This is a genomic window from Planotetraspora sp. A-T 1434, from assembly GCF_025420585.1.
Classification (GTDB): domain Bacteria; phylum Actinomycetota; class Actinomycetes; order Streptosporangiales; family Streptosporangiaceae; genus JAOEGB01.
Genome location: NZ_JAOEGB010000001.1, coordinates 574,426 through 592,133 on the forward strand (window position 1 = coordinate 574,426; position 17,708 = coordinate 592,133).

General features: G+C 69.4%; 18 protein-coding genes. 10 read left to right on the forward strand and 8 right to left on the reverse strand.

Features of this window, described 5'->3' with window-relative positions; translation table 11 throughout:
- Positions 1–67: 67 nt before the first annotated feature.
- From N5079_RS02470 to N5079_RS02495, 6 genes are all read left to right on the forward strand, one after another.
- Positions 68–877 carry a F0F1 ATP synthase subunit delta gene (locus N5079_RS02470; RefSeq protein WP_261581647.1) on the forward strand — a complete coding sequence of 270 codons (810 nt, stop codon included), beginning with the start codon at positions 68–70 and terminating at the stop codon, positions 875–877.
- A gap of 24 nt (positions 878–901) precedes the next feature.
- Complete coding sequence (gene atpA, locus N5079_RS02475; protein WP_261581648.1) at positions 902–2,551, forward strand: F0F1 ATP synthase subunit alpha; 1,650 nt, start codon at positions 902–904, stop codon at positions 2,549–2,551.
- Between the two features lie 3 nt (positions 2,552–2,554).
- Positions 2,555–3,454 carry a F0F1 ATP synthase subunit gamma gene (locus tag N5079_RS02480; RefSeq protein ID WP_261581649.1) on the forward strand — a complete coding sequence of 300 codons (900 nt, stop codon included), beginning with the start codon at positions 2,555–2,557 and terminating at the stop codon, positions 3,452–3,454.
- A 1-nt stretch (position 3,455) separates the two neighbouring features.
- A complete protein-coding gene (gene atpD / locus N5079_RS02485) occupies positions 3,456–4,883 on the forward strand; it encodes a F0F1 ATP synthase subunit beta (RefSeq protein ID WP_261581650.1) in 1,428 nt (475 codons plus the stop codon).
- Positions 4,884–4,989: 106 nt separating this feature from the next.
- Positions 4,990–5,391, forward strand: a complete 402-nt coding sequence (locus N5079_RS02490; protein ID WP_261581651.1) for a F0F1 ATP synthase subunit epsilon — start codon at positions 4,990–4,992, stop codon at positions 5,389–5,391.
- Positions 5,392–5,412: 21 nt separating this feature from the next.
- Positions 5,413–5,811, forward strand: a complete 399-nt coding sequence (locus N5079_RS02495; protein WP_261581652.1) for a DUF2550 domain-containing protein — start codon at positions 5,413–5,415, stop codon at positions 5,809–5,811.
- 335 nt (positions 5,812–6,146) lie between these two features.
- Here N5079_RS02495 and N5079_RS02500 read toward each other — a convergent pair whose 3' ends face one another.
- The 7 genes from N5079_RS02500 to nucS form a co-directional block, all read right to left on the reverse strand.
- Entirely contained in the window at positions 6,147–6,737 is a 591-nt protein-coding gene (locus N5079_RS02500) for a cob(I)yrinic acid a,c-diamide adenosyltransferase (RefSeq protein ID WP_261581653.1), read from the reverse strand.
- 14 nt (positions 6,738–6,751) lie between these two features.
- Complete coding sequence (locus N5079_RS02505) at positions 6,752–7,387, reverse strand: TetR/AcrR family transcriptional regulator (RefSeq protein ID WP_261581654.1); 636 nt, start codon at positions 7,385–7,387, stop codon at positions 6,752–6,754.
- A gap of 326 nt (positions 7,388–7,713) precedes the next feature.
- On the reverse strand, positions 7,714–8,331 hold the full coding sequence (locus tag N5079_RS02510; protein WP_261581655.1) for a response regulator: 618 nt from the start codon (positions 8,329–8,331) through the stop codon (positions 7,714–7,716).
- Between the two features lie 110 nt (positions 8,332–8,441).
- Entirely contained in the window at positions 8,442–9,803 is a 1,362-nt protein-coding gene (locus N5079_RS02515) for a sensor histidine kinase (protein WP_261581656.1), read from the reverse strand.
- A complete protein-coding gene (locus tag N5079_RS02520) occupies positions 9,761–10,606 on the reverse strand; it encodes an ABC transporter permease (RefSeq protein ID WP_261581657.1) in 846 nt (281 codons plus the stop codon). The genes N5079_RS02515 and N5079_RS02520 overlap by 43 nt, the downstream gene beginning before the upstream one ends.
- A gap of 140 nt (positions 10,607–10,746) precedes the next feature.
- Entirely contained in the window at positions 10,747–11,574 is an 828-nt protein-coding gene (locus N5079_RS02525; RefSeq protein ID WP_261581658.1) for an ABC transporter ATP-binding protein, read from the reverse strand.
- A 97-nt stretch (positions 11,575–11,671) separates the two neighbouring features.
- Positions 11,672–12,346: an endonuclease NucS gene (gene nucS, locus N5079_RS02530; RefSeq protein WP_261581659.1), complete on the reverse strand. Its 675-nt coding sequence runs from the start codon at positions 12,344–12,346 to the stop codon at positions 11,672–11,674.
- 58 nt (positions 12,347–12,404) lie between these two features.
- On the opposite strand from nucS, the gene N5079_RS02535 reads away from it, so the two are divergent.
- The 4 genes from N5079_RS02535 to N5079_RS02550 all read left to right on the forward strand — a co-directional run bounded on the left by N5079_RS02535 (position 12,405) and on the right by N5079_RS02550 (position 16,107).
- The gene (locus N5079_RS02535; protein WP_261581660.1) at positions 12,405–13,913 is read left to right on the forward strand and encodes a 3-hydroxyacyl-CoA dehydrogenase family protein; all 1,509 of its coding nucleotides are present in this window, start codon (positions 12,405–12,407) and stop codon (positions 13,911–13,913) included.
- Between the two features lie 99 nt (positions 13,914–14,012).
- On the forward strand, positions 14,013–14,333 hold the full coding sequence (locus N5079_RS02540; protein ID WP_261581661.1) for an ATP/GTP-binding protein: 321 nt from the start codon (positions 14,013–14,015) through the stop codon (positions 14,331–14,333).
- 160 nt (positions 14,334–14,493) lie between these two features.
- Positions 14,494–15,198 (forward strand): alpha/beta hydrolase, encoded by a 705-nt coding sequence (locus N5079_RS02545; RefSeq protein WP_261581662.1) that lies wholly within the window; start codon positions 14,494–14,496, stop codon positions 15,196–15,198.
- Positions 15,199–15,324: 126 nt separating this feature from the next.
- Positions 15,325–16,107, forward strand: coding sequence for an alpha/beta fold hydrolase (locus N5079_RS02550; protein ID WP_261581663.1), 783 nt, complete (start codon positions 15,325–15,327; stop codon positions 16,105–16,107).
- Between the two features lie 241 nt (positions 16,108–16,348).
- On the opposite strand, the gene N5079_RS02555 is transcribed toward N5079_RS02550, so the two are convergent.
- Positions 16,349–17,644: a DivIVA domain-containing protein gene (locus N5079_RS02555; protein ID WP_261581664.1), complete on the reverse strand. Its 1,296-nt coding sequence runs from the start codon at positions 17,642–17,644 to the stop codon at positions 16,349–16,351.
- Positions 17,645–17,708 lie beyond the last annotated feature (64 nt).

Genomic DNA, 17,708 nt, shown 5'->3' on the forward strand with positions numbered 1-17,708 from the left:
GGCGCGGTGAGCTCCGCGCTGCCGGGCTCCCCGTCCGGCACGACAACCGGGGAGCGGTGAGCGACCGATGAGAGGTCTGAGCAGGGCCGCGCTCGCCGAGGTCGAGGAGCGGTTCAACGCCGTCGCGGCGTCCGCCGACCTCGGCACCCTGGCCGAGGAGCTCTTCGCCGTCGCCGATCTGTTCGACCGCGAGCACGGGTTGCGCCGCGGCCTTTCCGACCCCGCCCGCCCGGCGGAGCAGAAGGAACAGACCATCCGCGCCCTTCTCCAGGGCAAGGTGAGCGAGACCGCGCTGGAGATCACGGTCGCCGCGGTGCGGGCCAAGTGGTCCAGCTCCGGTGACCTGGCGGACGCGCTTGAGCGCATCGGTGTCATGGCCGCCGCGGCGGAGGCCGAGTCGGAGAGCAGGCTCGACGACGTCGAGGACGAGCTGTTCCGGTTCAGCCGCATCCTCGCGGCCAACCCCGGGCTGCGCCGCTGGCTGAGCGACCCCGCCGTTCCGGCGGAGCGCAAGGGCGAGCTGCTGGCAGACCTCCTCGGCGGCAAGGTCGCACCCTCCACGCTTCGCCTGGTGACGCAGATCGCCGCACATCCGCGAGGACGTAGCCTGGAGACTGCCCTCGAGGAGTACGGCTACATCGTCGCCCGCACGCGGCAACGCCTGGTCGGGGTGGTGCGCAGTGCCGTACCGCTGGCCGAGGAGCAGAAGCAGCGGCTCGCCACCTGGTTGCGAGCCACATACGGGCGAGACGTCCACCTGAACGTCGAGGTGGACCCGGAGGTGCTCGGCGGTTTCTCCGTGAAGATCGGAGACGACCTGATCGACACCACCATCGCTGGACGTATCGAAGAAGTCCGCCGCCGGTTGGCCGGCTAAGGCGAATAGGGAGACAGAAGAGAGATGGCGGAGCTTACGATCCGGCCGGACGAGATCCGGGACGCGCTTGAGCGCTTCGTCCAGGCGTACGAGCCGGAAGGCGCCGCGCGCGAGGAGATCGGGACCGTCGTCGACTGTGGCGACGGCATCGCCCATGTCTCCGGCCTGCCCTCGACGATGGCGAACGAGCTGATCGAGTTCGAGGACGGCACGCGTGGCCTGGCACTGAACCTGGACGTCCGGGAGATCGGTTCGGTTATCCTGGGCGACTTCAGCAAGATCGAGGAGGGTCAGCAGGTCCGCCGGACCGGTGAGGTCCTGTCGGTCCCCGTGGGCGACAACTTCCTCGGTCGCGTGGTCGACCCCCTCGGCAACCCGCTGGACGGCAAGGGCGCCATCGAGGCCGAGGGCCGCCGCGCCCTCGAACTCCAGGCGCCCTCCGTGGTCCAGCGCCAGCCGGTGAAGGAGCCGCTGCAGACCGGCCTCAAGGCGATCGACGCCATGACGCCGATCGGCCGCGGCCAGCGCCAGCTGATCATCGGTGACCGTGGCACCGGCAAGACCGCCATCGCCGTGGACACCATCCTGAACCAGAAGGAGAACTGGCTCTCCGGCGACCCTGACAAGCAGGTCCGCTGCGTCTACGTCGCGGTCGGCCAGAAGGGCTCGACGATCGCGCAGGTCAAGGGCCGCCTTGAGGAGGAGGGGGCGATGGAGTACACCACCATCGTCGCCGCTCCGGCGTCCGACCCGGCGGGCTTCAAGTACGTCGCCCCCTACACCGGTTCCGCCATCGGGCAGCACTGGATGTACCAGGGCAAGCACGTTCTCATCGTCTTCGACGACCTCACCAAGCAGGCCGACGCGTACCGCGCGGTCTCGCTGCTGCTGCGCCGCCCGCCGGGCCGTGAGGCCTTCCCCGGCGACGTCTTCTACTTGCACTCGCGTCTCCTGGAGCGCTGCGCGAAGCTCTCCAACGACATGGGCGCGGGTTCCATGACGGGTCTGCCGATCATCGAGACCAAGGGCAACGACGTCTCGGCGTTCATTCCGACCAACGTCATCTCGATCACCGACGGCCAGTGCTTCCTGGAGACCGACCTGTTCAACGCCGGCGTCCGCCCGGCGATCAACGTCGGTGTCTCGGTGTCCCGCGTCGGCGGTTCGGCGCAGGTCAAGGCCATGCGGAAGGTGGCCGGCACGCTGCGTCTGTCGCTGTCCCAGTTCCGCGACCTTGAGGCCTTCGCGGCCTTCGCCTCCGACCTGGACGCGGCCTCCCGCGCCCAGCTGGAGCGGGGCTCGCGTCTGGTCGAGCTGCTCAAGCAGCCCCAGTACAGCCCCTTCCCGGTCGAGAAGCAGGTCGTCTCGGTCTGGGCGGGCACCACCGGCGAGCTGGACGACGTGCCGATCGAGGACATCCGCCGCTTCGAGGCGGAGTTCCTCGACTACGTGTCCAGCCAGCACAAGGGCGTGCTCGACAGCATCCGCGAGACCAAGGACCTCGCGGATGAGACGGTCACGACCCTTAAGGAAGCGATCAGCGAGTTCAAGAAGGGCTTCACGACCTCGTCCGGCGAGCTGCTGGTCAAGGACGTGCCCGTGGAGGCGCTCGAGGCCGGCGAGGTCGGCCAGGAGAAGATCGTCAAGGCCGTCCGCAAGACCGAGAAGAAGTAGCGCATGGGTGCCCAGCTAAGGCTGCTGCGGCGGCGGATCAAGTCGGTCAAGTCGACCGCCAAGATCACGCGCGCCCAGGAGCTCATCGCCTCCTCGCGCATCGTTAAGGCGCAGCAGCGGATGCAGGCCGCTGTGCCGTACGAGCGCGAGATCACGCGGGCGGTGTCCGGCGTCGTGAGCAACACCGCGAGCGTCGACCACCCGCTGACGGTCGCCAAGGAGCAGCCGGCCACCGCCGGTGTGCTGATCATCACCAGCGACAGCGGCTTCTGCGGCGGCTACAACGCCAACGTGCTGCGCGAGGCCGAGGCCCTGCGTGGCCTGCTTGAGGAGCGGGGCATCCGCGCCGTGCCGTTCGTCACGGGCCGCAAGGGCGTCACCTGGCACACGTTCCGCAGCCGTGAGATGGGCGGCCGCTGGGAGGGCTTCTCCCGCAGGCCGTCGTACGCGGACGCCAAGGAGATCGCCGGCACCCTCATCGAGTCGTTCAAGGAGAACGACGGGATCGACGAGATCCACGTCGTCTACACCGAATTCGTCTCGATGCTGACGCAGCAGGTCATCGTCAAGCGGATCCTCCCGCTGGAGGTCGAGGAGGCGGAGGTGGCCGACGAGGCCATCCCGCCGTACTTCGAGTTCGAGCCGACGGCCCCCGAGGTGCTGAACTCGCTGCTGCCGCGCTATGTGGAGTCGCGCATCTTCAACGCGCTGCTCCAGTCGGCGGCGTCGGAGGAGGCCTCGCGTCGCCGGGCCATGAAGTCCGCGACGGACAACGCGAACGAGCTCATCGGTGTGTTCACCCGCCAGATGAACCAGGCCCGCCAGGCCGAGATCACCCAGGAAATCAGCGAGATCGTCGGTGGCGCGAACGCGCTCGCTGACGCCGCAGCGGGGAAAGAGTGAAATGACCGCACAGACTGTTGAGACCAGCGTGGGCCGTGTCGCCCGCGTCACGGGTCCCGTCGTCGACGTGGAATTCTCGGTCGACAACATGCCCGACATCTACAACGCGCTCACCGTCGAGACAACGCTCGGCGAGGAGACCAAGACCCTGACCCTTGAGGTCGCCCAGCACCTCGGCGACAACATGGTCCGCGCCATCTCCATGCAGCCCACCGACGGCGTGGTCCGCGGCGCGGCTGTCGCCGACACCGGCGCGCCGATCTCGGTGCCCGTTGGCGACATCGTCAAGGGCCACGTCTGGAACGCCCTGGGCGAGCCGCTCGACGTGCCCAAGGCGTCACTCGAGGTCACCGAGAAGTGGGGCATCCACCGCCCCTCCCCGGCGTTCGACACGCTGGAGTCGCGCACCGAGATGCTGCCCACCGGCATCAAGGTCATCGACCTGCTCACGCCGTACGTGAAGGGTGGAAAGATCGGTCTGTTCGGCGGCGCGGGCGTCGGCAAGACCGTTCTGATCCAGGAGATGATCCGCCGCGTCGCGCTGAAGTTCTCGGGCACCTCGGTGTTCGCGGGCGTCGGCGAGCGCACCCGTGAGGGCAACGACCTCTGGCTGGAGATGGAGGAGGCGGACGTCCTCAAGGACACCGCGCTCGTCTTCGGCCAGATGGACGAGCCGCCGGGCACGCGTCTGCGGGTCGCCCTGTCCGCCCTCACGATGGCGGAGTACTTCCGCGACGTGCAGAAGCAGGACGTGCTGCTGTTCATCGACAACATCTTCCGGTTCACCCAGGCCGGCTCCGAGGTGTCCACCCTGCTCGGCCGCATGCCGTCCGCAGTGGGTTACCAGCCGACCCTGGCCGACGAGATGGGCGTGCTCCAGGAGCGGATCACCTCGACGCGTGGACACTCGATCACCTCCATGCAGGCGATCTACGTCCCGGCCGACGACATCACCGACCCGGCGCCGCACAACGCGTTCGCGCACCTCGACGCCCAGACGGTGCTTTCCCGTCCGATCTCGGAGAAGGGCATCTACCCCGCGGTGGACCCGCTCGACTCCTCGTCGCGGATCCTCGACCCGCAGATCATCGGTGAGGAGCACTACGCGGTCGCCCAGGAGACCAAGCGGATCCTGCAGAAGTACAAGGAACTGCAGGACATCATCGCCATCCTGGGCATCGACGAGCTCTCCGAAGAGGACAAGGTCACCGTCCAGCGGGCGCGCCGGATCGAGCGGTTCCTCTCCCACCCGATGTACGCCGCCGAGGCGTTCACCGGTCAGCCCGGCGAGTTCGTCCCGCTGGACGAGACCATCGCCTCGTTCAAGGGCCTGTGCGCCGGCGAGTACGACCACCTGCCCGAGCAGGCGTTCTTCATGGTCGGTGGCATCGAGCAGGCCATCGCCAAGGCGAAGGAACTCGAGCGCTAGAACGGCTCAGACGCCTGTACGGCTTGCCGGCCGTACAGGCGTCTCCTGGCAGTGTCTCCTTGCAGTGTCTCCATGCAGTGTCTTCATGAAAGGGGGGAGCTGAGAAGTGGCAAAGCTTCGCGTCGGCGTAGTATCGCCGGAACGTGAAATCTGGTCGGGCGAGGCCGACATGGTGATTGCCAAGACCGTGGACGGCGAGATCGGTATTATGCCGAAACACGCTCCTGTTCTCGGTGTCCTCGTCGAGGGCGGGGTGCTGCGCGTCAAGCGCGACGGCGAGGACGACCTCGTGGCCGCGGTTCACGGCGGGTTCATCTCCGTCGCCAACGACGACGTGTCGATCCTGGCGGAGGCGGCCGAGCTGGGCTCCGAGGTCGACATCGCGAGAGCGAAGGACGCGTTGCAGCGTGCCCAGGCCTCGATCGAGGCCGACCAGGAGGACGCGGACGCGCGGCTCGAAGCCAAGCGGGCCGCGGCCCGGCTGCGCGCGGCCGGCGAAGAGGTTTGATTCTGTAAGAAGGGGGCGGCGATGGCGGCGCTTGAGATATTCGTGGGCGTCTCCGTTGTGGCCGCGCTCCTGGTCTTCCGCGGGTTCGCCCTGGCTCGTAGCCGGGGCACCGTCGTCTGCCGGGTACGTGACGGGCAGCGGGGCTGGAGGAGCGGGGTAGCCCGCTACGCCGGAGGAGAGCTCCACTGGATCCCCTTCATTGGACTGCGACTGAGGCCGCGCCACGCGATCGCGAGGCGCGGCCTCACCGTTTCCAGCCGGAGAAGGCTGACGACGGGTGAGGGTCCCGCGGGCTACTGGACGGTCGACTGCTCCGCCGAGAGAGGCCCCCTGTCCCTCGCGATGAGCGAGGACGCGCTGACCGGCTTCCTCGCCTGGCTCGAATCCGCCCCACCCAGCGCCCACCTCGACGCTGCGTAGAATCCCGCCCCGCCCTTGCCGCGTGATCATGCGCGTGTTCCCGCGCGTACCGTCCTACCTGATGCTTTGTGTAGCGTGATCATGCAGGACGAGGGTGCGCCCGACGGACGGACACCGCATGATCACTAACGGCGTCGGCCCTGATCAGACCGCGTACGGCGGAATCCATGCATGATCACGATCCGGGGAGCCCCACGGGAACCCCACGTCCCCGAGCCTCCCGGGAAACCCTGCATGATCACGGCGACGGGTTGCCTGACCGGCTCCCTAGCGGGTGGCGCGGGGTTGCCTGACCGGCTCCCTAGCGGGTGGCGCGGGGTTGCCTGACCGGCTCCCTAGCGGGTGGCGCCGGGTTTCCAGAGGATCTCGTCGCCGTCGGCGGCTATCCGGCAGAGGATGAACATCAGGTCGGACAGCCGGTTCAGGTATTTGGCGGTCAGCGGGTTGACGTCGTCGTGGGCCTCAAGCGCCGACCAGGTCGTCCGCTCGGCCCGCCGGACGACGGTGCGGGCGACGTGGAGGCATGCCGTGGCGGGGGAGCCGCCGGGCAGGATGAAGCTGCGCAGCGGCTTCAGCCTCGCGTTGAACCGGTCGCACTGCTCCTCGATCCAGGCGATGTAAGACCCCTCGACGCGCAGCGGCGGGAACTCTGGATTCTCGGTCACCGGCGTGCACAGGTCCGCGCCGACGTCGAAGAGCTCGTTCTGCACCCGTGCGAGGACGGCGGTCAGGTCCTCGGGGAGCCCTCCGGTGGCGAGGGCGACCCCGATGGCGGCGTTGGCCTCCTCCACGTCGGCGTACGCCGCCAGCCGGGGGTCGGTCTTACGGGTCCGGCTCATGTCGCCGAGGGCCGTGGTCCCGTCGTCGCCCGTCCTGGTGTAGATCTTCGACAGCACGACCGGCTTGTCGTTGTCAGCTCGCGTCATGCCGCTCAGCGTAGTCAGCCCGTGCAGGCGTTCGGCTCCGGTGTGGGCTCGGGGCCGAAGGTGCGGCGGAAGATGTGCACCGACGCGTCGACCAGCCGATCGGTGGAGGGAGCCGGATCGGCGAGCACCCATTCGATGAGTAACTCCGTGATGGCCCCGATCAGGCCGAGGGCGAGCAGATGCAACTCCAGCGGAGGTCGTTGAGGCAGGTCCTGGACGGCTTCCTCGATGATCTCCGTGAACGCCTTCACCGTGTGCTGCCTGGCGTTGGTGAGAACGTTCCCGGCGCGGCGCACTTCGAGGTGCATGACGCGGGCGCGGCGGACGTCCTGTGTGACGAACCGGACGTATTCCCCTATTCCGGCGACGATCCGGTCGTCCAGCGTCGGCGGCGCCTTCTCGATCGCGGCGTTGACCGAGGCGAGCGTCTCCTCGACGCACCGGTCGTAGACGGCCCGCATGAGGTCCTCGCGGCTGGAGAAGCACTCGTAGAAGGCCCGGTTCGAGATGCGGGCGGTCGCGCACAGTCGTTCGATGGTCGTTGAGTGGAAGCCCGGGTGAGCGAACAGCGTGTAAGCCGCTGTTATGAGCCTTTCCCTCCGATCTGCAAGCCTTTCGGCTGCGGACATCCCCCGGTAGTCACGTCCCACCACTATTCACCTCGCGCCGTCATGGCCCCCCAGAACTAATCATTATGAACGCAAGATCCTTTATGTGGAAGTGCCGTAAAACTAGCACTTCCGGTATATGCCTAGGTGGCTAAACGACTTGACAAGTGGGTCAAGGTCCTATCCGGATGTATCTCACCGGCCTCGTAGACCTCCCACGAGTTTGGTGTGATCATGCACAGGTTCTCCGAGGGTGGCCGCCGACCGGCCCCCACCTTGGGTGGTGATCACGCACGAAGTCCCGATCATGCTGTTCGGCCTGGGGGAACGTCTTCAGTGATCATGCGCGGGCGGCAGCCGTACGCGACTCAGAGGAGGCCGCGGTCGAGGGCGGTGGTCACGGCGGCGGTGCGGTCGGAGACGCCGAGCTTGCCGAAGACGCGCAGCAGGTGGGTCTTCACCGTCGTCTCGCTGATGAAGAGCGCCTTGCCGATCTCGGCGTTGGTGAGCCCGCGGGCGACGAGGGACAGGACCTCGGTCTCACGCCGGGAGAGGGAATCGGGCATGGGCGCCCGCATGCGGGTGACCAGCTTGGTGGCGACTGACGGCGATAGCACGGTTTCGCCCCGTACGGCTGACGCGATCGCCATCAGGAGATTGGAACGAGAGGTGTCCTTCAGAAGATATCCGGCGGCTCCCGCCTCGACCGCGCGCACGATGTCCTGGTCGGTCTCGTAGGTCGTGAGCACGATCACCCGGGATTCCGGGTGGTTCGCGAGGATCCGGGTGGTCGCGCTCACTCCGTCACCCCCGGGCATCCTGAGGTCCATCAGGATCACGTCCGGCCGCGACTCGCCCGCGCGGATCACCGCCTCGTCGCCGGAGCCGGCCTCGCCGACGATCTCGATTCCGGGGTCGGACTCCAGCATGCCGCGCAGCCCCTCCCGTACGACGGGGTGGTCGTCCACGATCAGCAGCCGAATCACTGCAAGATCACGCTCCATATCAGGCCTGGTCGGGGATTGCCCGGGAACCTGTGCATGATCACGATGGGTGTTCGCGCCGGTTCTGGGGCCGCAGGGGAAAGTCTGCATGATCACGCCGGGGGAGGGGTGGGGTGCATGATCACGGTGAGGGTCGTGCCGTGGCCGGGGGAGGTGTCGACCGTGACCGTGCCGCCCTCCTGCTCGATCCTCGTGCGCATCGCCCGCAGGCCGTACCCCTGGCACGTCCCCACCCGGAAGCCCACGCCGTCGTCCCGCACGGTCAGCGCCACCTCGGCCGGGCCGTACTCGATGGACACGGCCATGGACGACGCCGCCGCGTGCTTGCGCACGTTGGCCAGGCCCTCCTGGGCGGCCCGGATCAGCACGACCTCGGTGCTGGGCGGCAGCGGCCGCGAAGGCCCCGCCGCCGTGAAGGACGCCTCGATCCCGAGCTCCTCCCCGAGCCTGCTGGTGACCCGGCGCAGCGCCTCGTCGAGCGTGGATCCGTCGAGCGGCGCCGGGCTGAGCGCCGCGATCAACACGCGGGCCTCCGCCAGGTTCTCCCGGGCGGTCTGTACGGCAAGCCCCAGAAGATGTGACGGGTCGGCCTGGGCCTCGGCCGCCTGGATCAGCATGATGATGCTGGTGAAGCCCTGGGCGAGCGTGTCGTGGATCTCCCCGGCGAGCCGTTCGCGCTCGGCGAGGGCGCCCCGCTCAGACGACAGCCGCGCGACCTCGGCGCGGCTGGCCTCCAACTCCTCGATGAGGTGGGCGCGCTCGGCACTCTGGTGGATGATCCGCGTGATCCACGGCCCGAAGACGAGGGTGAACGTGATGGCGATCGCCGCCGTGCCGGCGAACATGAGCACGTCGCTCCGGTCGAGCATGGGCTGGGTCAGGAACCGGGCCGCCGGGGCCAGGTTGAGAATCAGCACCATCACCACCGCGTTCCGGGCTCGCAGCAGCATGAAAATCTGCGGGCACAGCGCGAACAGCCCGAACGACGCGGCGGGCACGATGAGACACGCCGGGACGAACGCCGCGATCAGCAGCCCGCAGTAGAGGAGGCCGCGGCGGCTGTCGTCCTCGTCCTCGACGATGGCGGGACGGCCCAGCAGCACGTAGGCGAGGGCGCACGCGGCCAGCAGGAGGACGGTCGTGACCCTGCCGGTGACGGGGACGCCGTCGTCGAGGGTCACGAAAAGCACGGTCACCGCGAGGGACAGCCCGAAGAGGGTCTCCCATCCGCGGAAGGTCTGCCAGGCGTGGGCGCCGGACGATCCGTCGGCGTCGACCAGGCCTGGCGTCAGGCCCCGGCCGCCGAAGGCCGTGGGGCTGAGGGCCGCGACCGCCCTTCTCCGCGCAGCGCTCAGAGGCCCGTGAGGCCGGCTGACCTCACGGGCGCCCGTGGAAGGCTCGGCCACGGTGGTCATCCGTCCCGGCGGCTCTTCCAGCGGAAGGTCGTCAGGCACAGCACGAGACCTCCCACCAGCCACGCGCCGAGGACCAGCGCGACGCGGTCCAGCTCGTACGACTTCGTCAGCTCCAGGGTGGCCCCCGCGTCACCCAGGAAGACGGAACGGAAGCCCTGGCACATCCACTTGAGCGGGAAGACCGACGCCACGTTGATCAGCCACGTGGGCATCTCCGTGAAGGGGATGTAGACCCCCGAGATGAACTGCAGCACGACGAACGGCATGCTGATCACGGCCGCGGCGCTCTTGGCCGACCGCGGCAGGCTGCTCGCGGCGACCCCGAGGAGCGCCGCGGCCGAGACGCCGAGGACGAACACCCAGCCGAAGGTCACCCATTTCGACGCTTCGCGCGGCAACTCCAGGTCGTACATCAGCACGCCGATGGCCAGCAGGATGACCACTTCGAGGAACGCGATGACGAGGACGTTGAGGATCTTGCCGATGAAGTAGGCGCTGCGCGGCATGGGCGTGCCGGCCAGCCGCTTGAGCGTGCCGTCCTGGCGCTCGGTCGCGATGCCGATGCCGAGGTTCTGGAAGCCCGCGCCCATCACGCCGGCCCCGATCAGGCCGGCGGTGTAGAGCTGCGAGACCGTGAGCCCGGTCCCCTTCAGGCTGCCGGAGAAGATCGACCCGAACAGCACGAGCAGGATGATCGGGAAGGAGAACGTGAAGACGACGGCGTCCTTCTCGCGGAAGAACATCTTCGTCTCGATCGCGGCGCGGGCCAGGCCCACCTTCAGGGCGGACGGCATCGGCGGGGCGGCAGCCGTACGGGGAGCGGCTGTGGTGATGTCGGTCATGGGGCCTCGATCAGGTCGGGGGAATGCCTGGGGAATGCCTGGGGAATGCCTGGGGAATGCCTGGGGAATGACGCCGCTCGGGCGTCGGGAAGGCCGGGGGCTCGCAGGCGGCGGAGGAGCCGCCTGCCGGAGGGGCTCACTCAGGAGGGCTCGATGAGGCGCAGGTAGATGTCTTCGAGCGTGGGCCGGGTGACCGTGAGCTCGGGCACCTCGCCGTCATAGCGCCGGGTCAGCTCCAGCACGGTCTTCGTCGGGGTGTCGGTCTCGACCGAGCCCTCGGACCAGTTCACGCGGGCCTTGGCCGTCGCCCGGCCGCCGAGCGTCGCTGGATCGCCCTCGGCGACGATCCTGCCGCGTGCGATGACGGCCACACGGTCGGCGAGGGTCTCCGCTTCCTCCAGGTAGTGGGTGGTCAGCACGATCGTGGTGCCGTCGTGGGCCAGCCCCTCGATCAGCTCCCAGAAGTTCCGCCGCGCCTCGGGATCGAAGCCGGTCGTGGGCTCGTCCAGGAAGAGCAGCTCGGGGCGGCCGATCACGCCGAGCGCGACGTCCACGCGCCGCCGCTGCCCGCCGGAGAGCTGGCGGATCCGCTTGTTCGCGCTCTCGGTAAGCCCCACCTGGGCGATGACCTCGTCCGGGTCCTTGGGGTCGGGGTAGTAGGCCGCGAAGTGCCGTACGGTCTCGCGGACGCTCAGCTCGGGCGCGTCCTCCATCGTCTGCGCCACGATGCCGACCCGGGACCTCCACTCCCTGGTCGGCCTGCCCGGGTCGACGCCGAGAACGCTGACCTCACCGGCGTCCCGCTTCCGGTAGCCCTCGAGTATCTCCACGGTGGTCGACTTGCCTGCCCCGTTGGGGCCGAGGATGGCGAAGACCTCGCCCCGCTTGATGTCCAGGTCGAGGCCCGCGACCGCTTCGACGTCGCCGTACCGCTTCGTCAGCCCGCGCACCTGAATGGCGTGTGTCATGCCTCCAGGGTGATCGTTGTACGGCTTTCGCGACACCCCCGAGCGGTTGACCGCCGGTGTCCTCCGATCGGAGGACGCGATCTCTCTGAACCGGAATCTAGAAGAGCGTCGGGTTCTCCGGCTCGATGCCCCGCAGCGTGTCGTAGTCGAGGGTGACGCACTGGATGCCCCGGTCGGTGGCGAGCACGCGCGCCTGGGGCTTGATCTCCTGCGCGGCGAAGATCCCCTTGACCGGCGCGAGGCGCGGATCCCGGTTGAGCAGCTCCAGGTAGCGGGTGAGCTGCTCGACCCCGTCGATGTCGCCGCGGCGCTTGATCTCGACGGCCACCGTGCCCCCGAGGTGGTCGCGGCAGAGGATGTCCACCGGGCCGATCGCCGTCATGTACTCCCGGCGGACCAGCGACCAGCCGTCACCCAGCGTCGTGATGTGCTCGGCGAGCAGCTCCTGCAGGTGGGCCTCGACGCCGTCCTTGCGGAGGCCGGGATCGACGCCCAGCTCGTGGCTGGAGTCGTGCAGGATCTCCTCGATGGTGAGGACCAGCTTCTCACCGGTCTTCCCGTGGATGACCGACCAGGTCAGCACGCCGTCGATGGTCTCCTCGCGGACCTTGCACGGCGGGTTCATCCAGTTGAGCGGCTTGAACGCCCGGTCGTCGGCATGGATGGAGACCGAGCCGTCCGCCTTCATCAGGACGAGCCGGGGCGCCATCGGGAGATGGGCCGTCAGCCTTCCCACGTAATCCACGCTGCACCGCGCGATGACCAGCCGCATGGGCGCCAACCCTACCGGGGTTGCGGGAGCCGGGAGACGCTCTGGGACACTGTCTCCCATGGCACGGACGTTTGAGACGGTCGGAGTCGTCGGGCTCGGCACGATGGGCGCGGGTATCGCGGAGGTCTTCGCCCGCGCCGGGCTGAGTGTGATCGGCGTGGAGGCGGACGAGGCGGCGCTGGACCGCGGGCGCGGCCATCTGGAGGGCTCCACGGGCAAGGCGGTCGCGAGAGGCAAGCTCACCACCGACCAGCAGCAGGAGATCCTCGGCCGGATCGTGCTCACCACCTCCCGCGAGGACCTGGCCGACGCCGATCTGGTGATCGAGGCGATCCCCGAGGTCATGGAGTTCAAGCGGGGGCTGTTCGCCGACCTCGACCGCATCTGCAAGCCGTCGGCCGTGCTCGCCACCAACACCTCCTCGCTGTCGGTCACCGCCATCGCGGCCACCACGTCGCGCCCCGCGCAGGTGATCGGGATGCACTTCTTCAACCCCGCGCCGATCATGAAGCTTGTCGAGGTCATCCACACGGTCGTCACCGAGGACGGCCTGGCCGCCGACATCGCGGATCTCGCCCGGCGGCTCGGCAAGACACCGGTCACGGTCGGCGACCGGGCCGGGTTCGTGGTCAACCGGCTGCTGCTCAGCTACCTCAACCACGCGTGCGGCCTGGTGGAGTCGGGACGCTCCACCCGTGACGACATCGACGCCGCGATGAAGCTGGGCGTCCGCTTCCCGATGGGACCGTTCACCCTGCTCGACCTGATCGGGCTGGACACGTCCTACGAGGTGTGCGAGGTGCTGTTCCGGGAGAGCCGCGACCGCCGCCACGCGCCCGCGCCCGTGCTGCGCGAGCTGGTCACGGCGGGCCTGCTCGGGCGCAAGACCGGCCGCGGCTTCTACTCCTACGCCGACGGCACGCCTCCCACGCACGAGACCGCGGCGAGGTCCGCCGTGTCGATGGCCGGAATCGTCGGAGACGGGGAGGACGCGGCCGCCCTGCTCGCGCGGTTCGACGCCGCCGGCTTCAAGGCCGTGGTCGCGGAGACCTCGGATCTGACCCCGGTCGCCGGCGCCGACGTCGTCATCGCCCTGTCGGACACCCCCGTCGTCGAGCTCGCCGTACGGCTCCCGCATCCGGAGCGGCTCGTGGGCCTGCACCTGGTGGGCGACGCGGTGGCCGAGATCGCCTCGACCGTGCTCACCTCGGACGAGGCGGCGGCGGCCGCACACGACCTGATGAAGGTGATCGGGCGCACGCCGGTCAGCTGCCGGGACCGGGCGGGCCTCGTCGTCAACGCGCTGCTGTACCCCTATCTGAACGACGCGGTCCGCATGCTGGAGTCGGGCTACTCGACGGTCGAGGACATCGACAACGCGATGAGGCTGGGCTGTGGCTACCCGGCCGGGCCGTTCGAGATGCTCGACGCCATCGGGCTGGAGAAGGTGCGGGACGGCCTGCGCGCGCTCTACGCGGAGTATCGGGAGCCGTCTTTCGCCCCCGCGCCGCTGCTCGACCAGCTCGTGACGGCCGGAGTGCCGAGCATCCGGGAGCACGCGGGCTGACGACCTTCGCCCGTGCCAGACCCGGGCTTGACCCGGCCTGGAAGAATGGCGGCAGATCCTCTGTTCTGCCTCATATGAACCCCCGGAAGGACCGCTGACGTGAGCCCCCGCCGCGCGCGACGCCTCGGCCCTTACGACCGCACCGACGGTCGCGGTGCCGTACGGCCGGTCGTCGGTTCGGTGGCCGGGGTGGACCGGGTGGAGAGCTCGGCCGACGGCGACTGGGTGGTGCGGAACGTGTCCGGCGCGGCGCTGGCCAAGACGTACCGGTGTCCGGGGTGCGACCACGAGATCCGGCCGGGCCTGCCGCACATCGTCAGCTGGCCCGCCTGGCCCGGCGGCGAGGAGGAGCGGCGCCACTGGCACACCGCGTGCTGGCGGAACCGGGTCAACCGGGGTCCGGGACGCAGCCGCTACTGAAGGCCGCTCACGCCCCGCGTGCATGATCACGCTGAGAGGACGCGCTGGTGGGGGTGCGGGGGACGGAACGCGTGCATGATCACGACCGGGGCAGTGGCCGGTCCTGGGTAGTGTGTGGGAACTTGTGCATGATCACGGCGAAGGGGACGGAGGGGTGGGGATGGAGATCAGGGCGTCCACGGTGTTGCCGGCCCGCCGGGAGAACATCGAGCTCGTCACGGCCGACGAGCTGACCCTGGTGGGGGAGCTGGCGCTGCCCGAGACCAGGCCGCCGGCGGCCACGCTGATCTGCCTGCATCCCCTGCCCACGCACGGCGGCATGATGGACAGCCACGTGCTGCGCAAGGCGTCCTACCGGCTGCCCGCCCTCGCCGATCTCGCCGTGCTGCGCTTCAACACCCGGGGGACGACCTCCGACCGCGGCACCTCGCAGGGGGCGTTCGAGGACGGGAACGGCGAGCGGTACGACGTGGCCGCGGCCCTTGAATACGCCGAGTTCCACGACCTGCCGCACCCGTGGCTGCTCGGCTGGTCCTTCGGCACCGAGCTTGCCCTGAAGTGGGGACGCGACCCGCTGGTCGAGGGCGCGATCCTGCTCTCGCCCCCGCTGCACCGCGCCACGGACGACGACCTGGACGCCTGGGCCGAGTTCGGCCGGCCGCTGGTCGCCCTCGTCCCGGAGTTCGACGACTACCTGCGGCCGGAGGAGGCCGTCCGGCGGTTCGCCCGGGTGCCCCAGGCCGAGGTCGTCGGCGTCGAGGGGGCCAAGCACCTGTGGGTCGGCGAGCCGTACGTGCGGATCGTCCTCGATGAGATCGTCAAGCGGGTGAACCCCACCACCGCCCCCCTGCCGACCGAGGTCTGACTCTGGCGCAATCGGCTTCGGCAGCCGTACGGGCGTCGTCGCGTCCGGCCCCGGCCGTCCCGGTCCTGTCGTCGCGAATCGGTGACGAAGGATGGCAAGCGGCCGACCGCGCGTTACCGTGACCTGATGCAGCTCTACTCGCGATCGGCCGGGAGCGGCACGCCTGTCGTCCTCCTGCACGCCTTCCCCTTCTCGTCCGCGATGTGGCTGGCCCAGCGTGAGGGCCTGGCGTCCGCCTGCAAGGTCATCACTCCGGATCTGCGCGGCTTCGGCGGCTCGCGGCTGGGCGGTGACGAGCCCTCCGTCGACGCGATGGCCGACGACGTGGCGGCGCTGCTCGACGAGGAGGGCATCGACCGGGCCGTGATCGGCGGCCAGTCGATGGGCGGCTACGTCACGATGGCCCTGTGCCGCCGTCACCCCGACCGGCTGCTGGGCGTGATCCTCGCGGACACCAAGGCCAGTGCCGACACGGAGGCGGCCAAGGCCAACCGGGAGCGGATCGCCGCGGCCGTGCTCGACGCCGGGACCGGCATCCTGCTGGAGGAGTCACTTCCGATGCTCGTCGGAAAGACGACCAAGCAGCGTCGAGGAATGGTGCTCGGACGGGTCCGCGGCCTGGTCCAGGCGGCTCCACCTCCTGCGGTGGCCTGGGCGCAGCGCGCGATGGCCGCACGACCCGACTCCTTCGGCACGTTGCGGAGCCTCGGTGTGCCCGCGCTGGTCGTCGTGGGCGACGAGGACGAGCTGACGCCCCCGTCCGACGCGGAGGCGATGGCCGAGGCCATTCCGGAGGCGAAACTGACCGTCATCGAAAAGGCCGGCCACCTGTCCGCCATCGAGCAGCCCGAGCCCTTCAACCGCGTCGTCGCGGAGTTCGTCCAGTCCATCCGCCCACCCCGCGCGTGATCATGCAGGCATTCCCGCGTGTGTCGTACGGCCTGCGGAAACGTGTCGCGTGATCATGTCCTGGCTCTCCGGCCTGGCATGCGGGCCCCTGCCGCTGCGCAAGAACGGCGCCGCGGACGGGCACCGGGGACGGGCGCCACGGGAACGGCGCACGCGGAAACGAGCAAGGGCCCGGCGGAACGAATCCGCCGGGCCCCGCTGCGATAGCCGTCGCAGAACTCCCCGAAAGCGTCAGCCCTTATTACTCCTGCCACCACTCCGCATCGTCGTCGCTCTTCGCGGCGGGCTCGGCAGGCTTGGGTGAGACCACCGGCTTCTCGCTCAGAGAAGGCGCGGCCGAAAGGGCCGGCTTGGCCGGGGCCGCCGCGACCGGGGCCGGCTCCGGGTCCATGCCCGGCAGCGCCGCGCCCCCGAGCAGCTGGCGCAGCTGCGCGAGGTGGCTGGTGATGCTGTCGCGCTGACGCGTGAGCTCGTCGACCTGACGCTGCATCGAGGTGCGCGTCCGCTCCGCCTCGCTCTTCGCGTCGCTCACGATCGACTCGGCGCTGGACTTCGCCTCGGCCACGAGCTGGTCGGCGTTCTTGCGCGCGTTGGCGAGAAGCTGCTTCGCGTGGGTGTCGGCCTCGCGGCGGGTCTGCTCCGCCTGCTGGGTGGCCTTGGTGGCACGCTGCTCGGCGGTGGCGGCGCGCTGCTCGGCCTCGGCGACCAGCTTCTGCGTGTTGGCCTGCGCGGTGGCGTGGCGCTCGGCCTCCTGGCGCTCGGCCTCCTCGCGGCGGGCGGCGAGCTGGATCTCGAACTCGGCCTCGTCCTGCGCCCGCTTGGCCTCGGACTCCTCCAGGACCCGCTGCGCCTGGGCGCGCATCTCGTCCGCCTGGCGCTTGGCGGTGGTGAGCACCTCGTCGCGCTCGCGCTTGGTGGACGCCCGGAGCTGGGCCACCTCACGCTCGGTCGTGGTGCGCAGCTTGGCGATCTCACGCTCGGCGTCCGCGCGCTTCTCGGCGACCTCGTGGTCGGCCGTGGCGCGGAGCTTGGCGACCTCGCGCTCGGTCGTGGAGGTCAGCTCGTCCGACTCACGCTTGGCGGTGGACCGGATCTCCTCGGCGTCGCGCTCGGCGGTGCTCCGCATGTCCTCGGCCTCACGGGCGGCGAGGGCACGCTTCTCGGCGGCCTCGTTCTCCGCGGCGGCGCGCAGGTCGGCGGCGTCCACCTTGGCGGCGGCCTTGATCTCGTTGGCCTCCGACCTGGCAGCCTGCACGAGCTCCGTGGCCTGCTCTTCCGCCAGGCGCAGCAGCTGCTCGATGCGGGCGCCGAGACCGGAGTAGGTCGGACGCTCCTGCTCCTGCAACTGCCGCTGCGAGTCGGACAGGTCACGCTGGAGAGCGGAGACCTGTTCCTTGGCCTGACGCAGCTCGGTGTCGAGCGTCTTCAAGTGGTCGTGGACCTGGTGCCGGTCATAGCCGCGGAGCACCACGTCGAATTCCCGAGAAGGGGCGTCTTCGAAGAAATTGTTGAGCTGGGCGTCGATGTCGGACTGCATGAGGCTCGATCCTGGTTGTCGAGACGGCTACACGGGCCGGACGGGGGGTTCGGACATCCGAGGC

Excerpts from the sequence above, each read along its gene's own strand:
- N5079_RS02555 (WP_261581664.1), bottom strand. The coding sequence starts at position 17,644 with ATGCAGTCCGACATCGACGCCCAGCTCAACAATTTCTTCGAAGACGCC.
- N5079_RS02550 (WP_261581663.1), top strand. The coding sequence starts at position 15,325 with ATGCAGCTCTACTCGCGATCGGCCGGGAGCGGCACGCCTGTCGTCCTC.
- N5079_RS02470 (WP_261581647.1), top strand. The coding sequence starts at position 68 with ATGAGAGGTCTGAGCAGGGCCGCGCTCGCCGAGGTCGAGGAGCGGTTC.
- atpA (WP_261581648.1), top strand. The coding sequence starts at position 902 with ATGGCGGAGCTTACGATCCGGCCGGACGAGATCCGGGACGCGCTTGAG.
- N5079_RS02500 (WP_261581653.1), bottom strand. The coding sequence starts at position 6,737 with ATGACGCGAGCTGACAACGACAAGCCGGTCGTGCTGTCGAAGATCTAC.
- N5079_RS02480 (WP_261581649.1), top strand. The coding sequence starts at position 2,555 with ATGGGTGCCCAGCTAAGGCTGCTGCGGCGGCGGATCAAGTCGGTCAAG.
- N5079_RS02545 (WP_261581662.1), top strand. The coding sequence starts at position 14,494 with ATGGAGATCAGGGCGTCCACGGTGTTGCCGGCCCGCCGGGAGAACATC.
- N5079_RS02535 (WP_261581660.1), top strand. The coding sequence starts at position 12,405 with ATGGCACGGACGTTTGAGACGGTCGGAGTCGTCGGGCTCGGCACGATG.
- nucS (WP_261581659.1), bottom strand. The coding sequence starts at position 12,346 with ATGCGGCTGGTCATCGCGCGGTGCAGCGTGGATTACGTGGGAAGGCTG.
- atpD (WP_261581650.1), top strand. The coding sequence starts at position 3,456 with ATGACCGCACAGACTGTTGAGACCAGCGTGGGCCGTGTCGCCCGCGTC.
- N5079_RS02495 (WP_261581652.1), top strand. The coding sequence starts at position 5,413 with ATGGCGGCGCTTGAGATATTCGTGGGCGTCTCCGTTGTGGCCGCGCTC.
- N5079_RS02520 (WP_261581657.1), bottom strand. The coding sequence starts at position 10,606 with ATGACCGACATCACCACAGCCGCTCCCCGTACGGCTGCCGCCCCGCCG.
- N5079_RS02525 (WP_261581658.1), bottom strand. The coding sequence starts at position 11,574 with ATGACACACGCCATTCAGGTGCGCGGGCTGACGAAGCGGTACGGCGAC.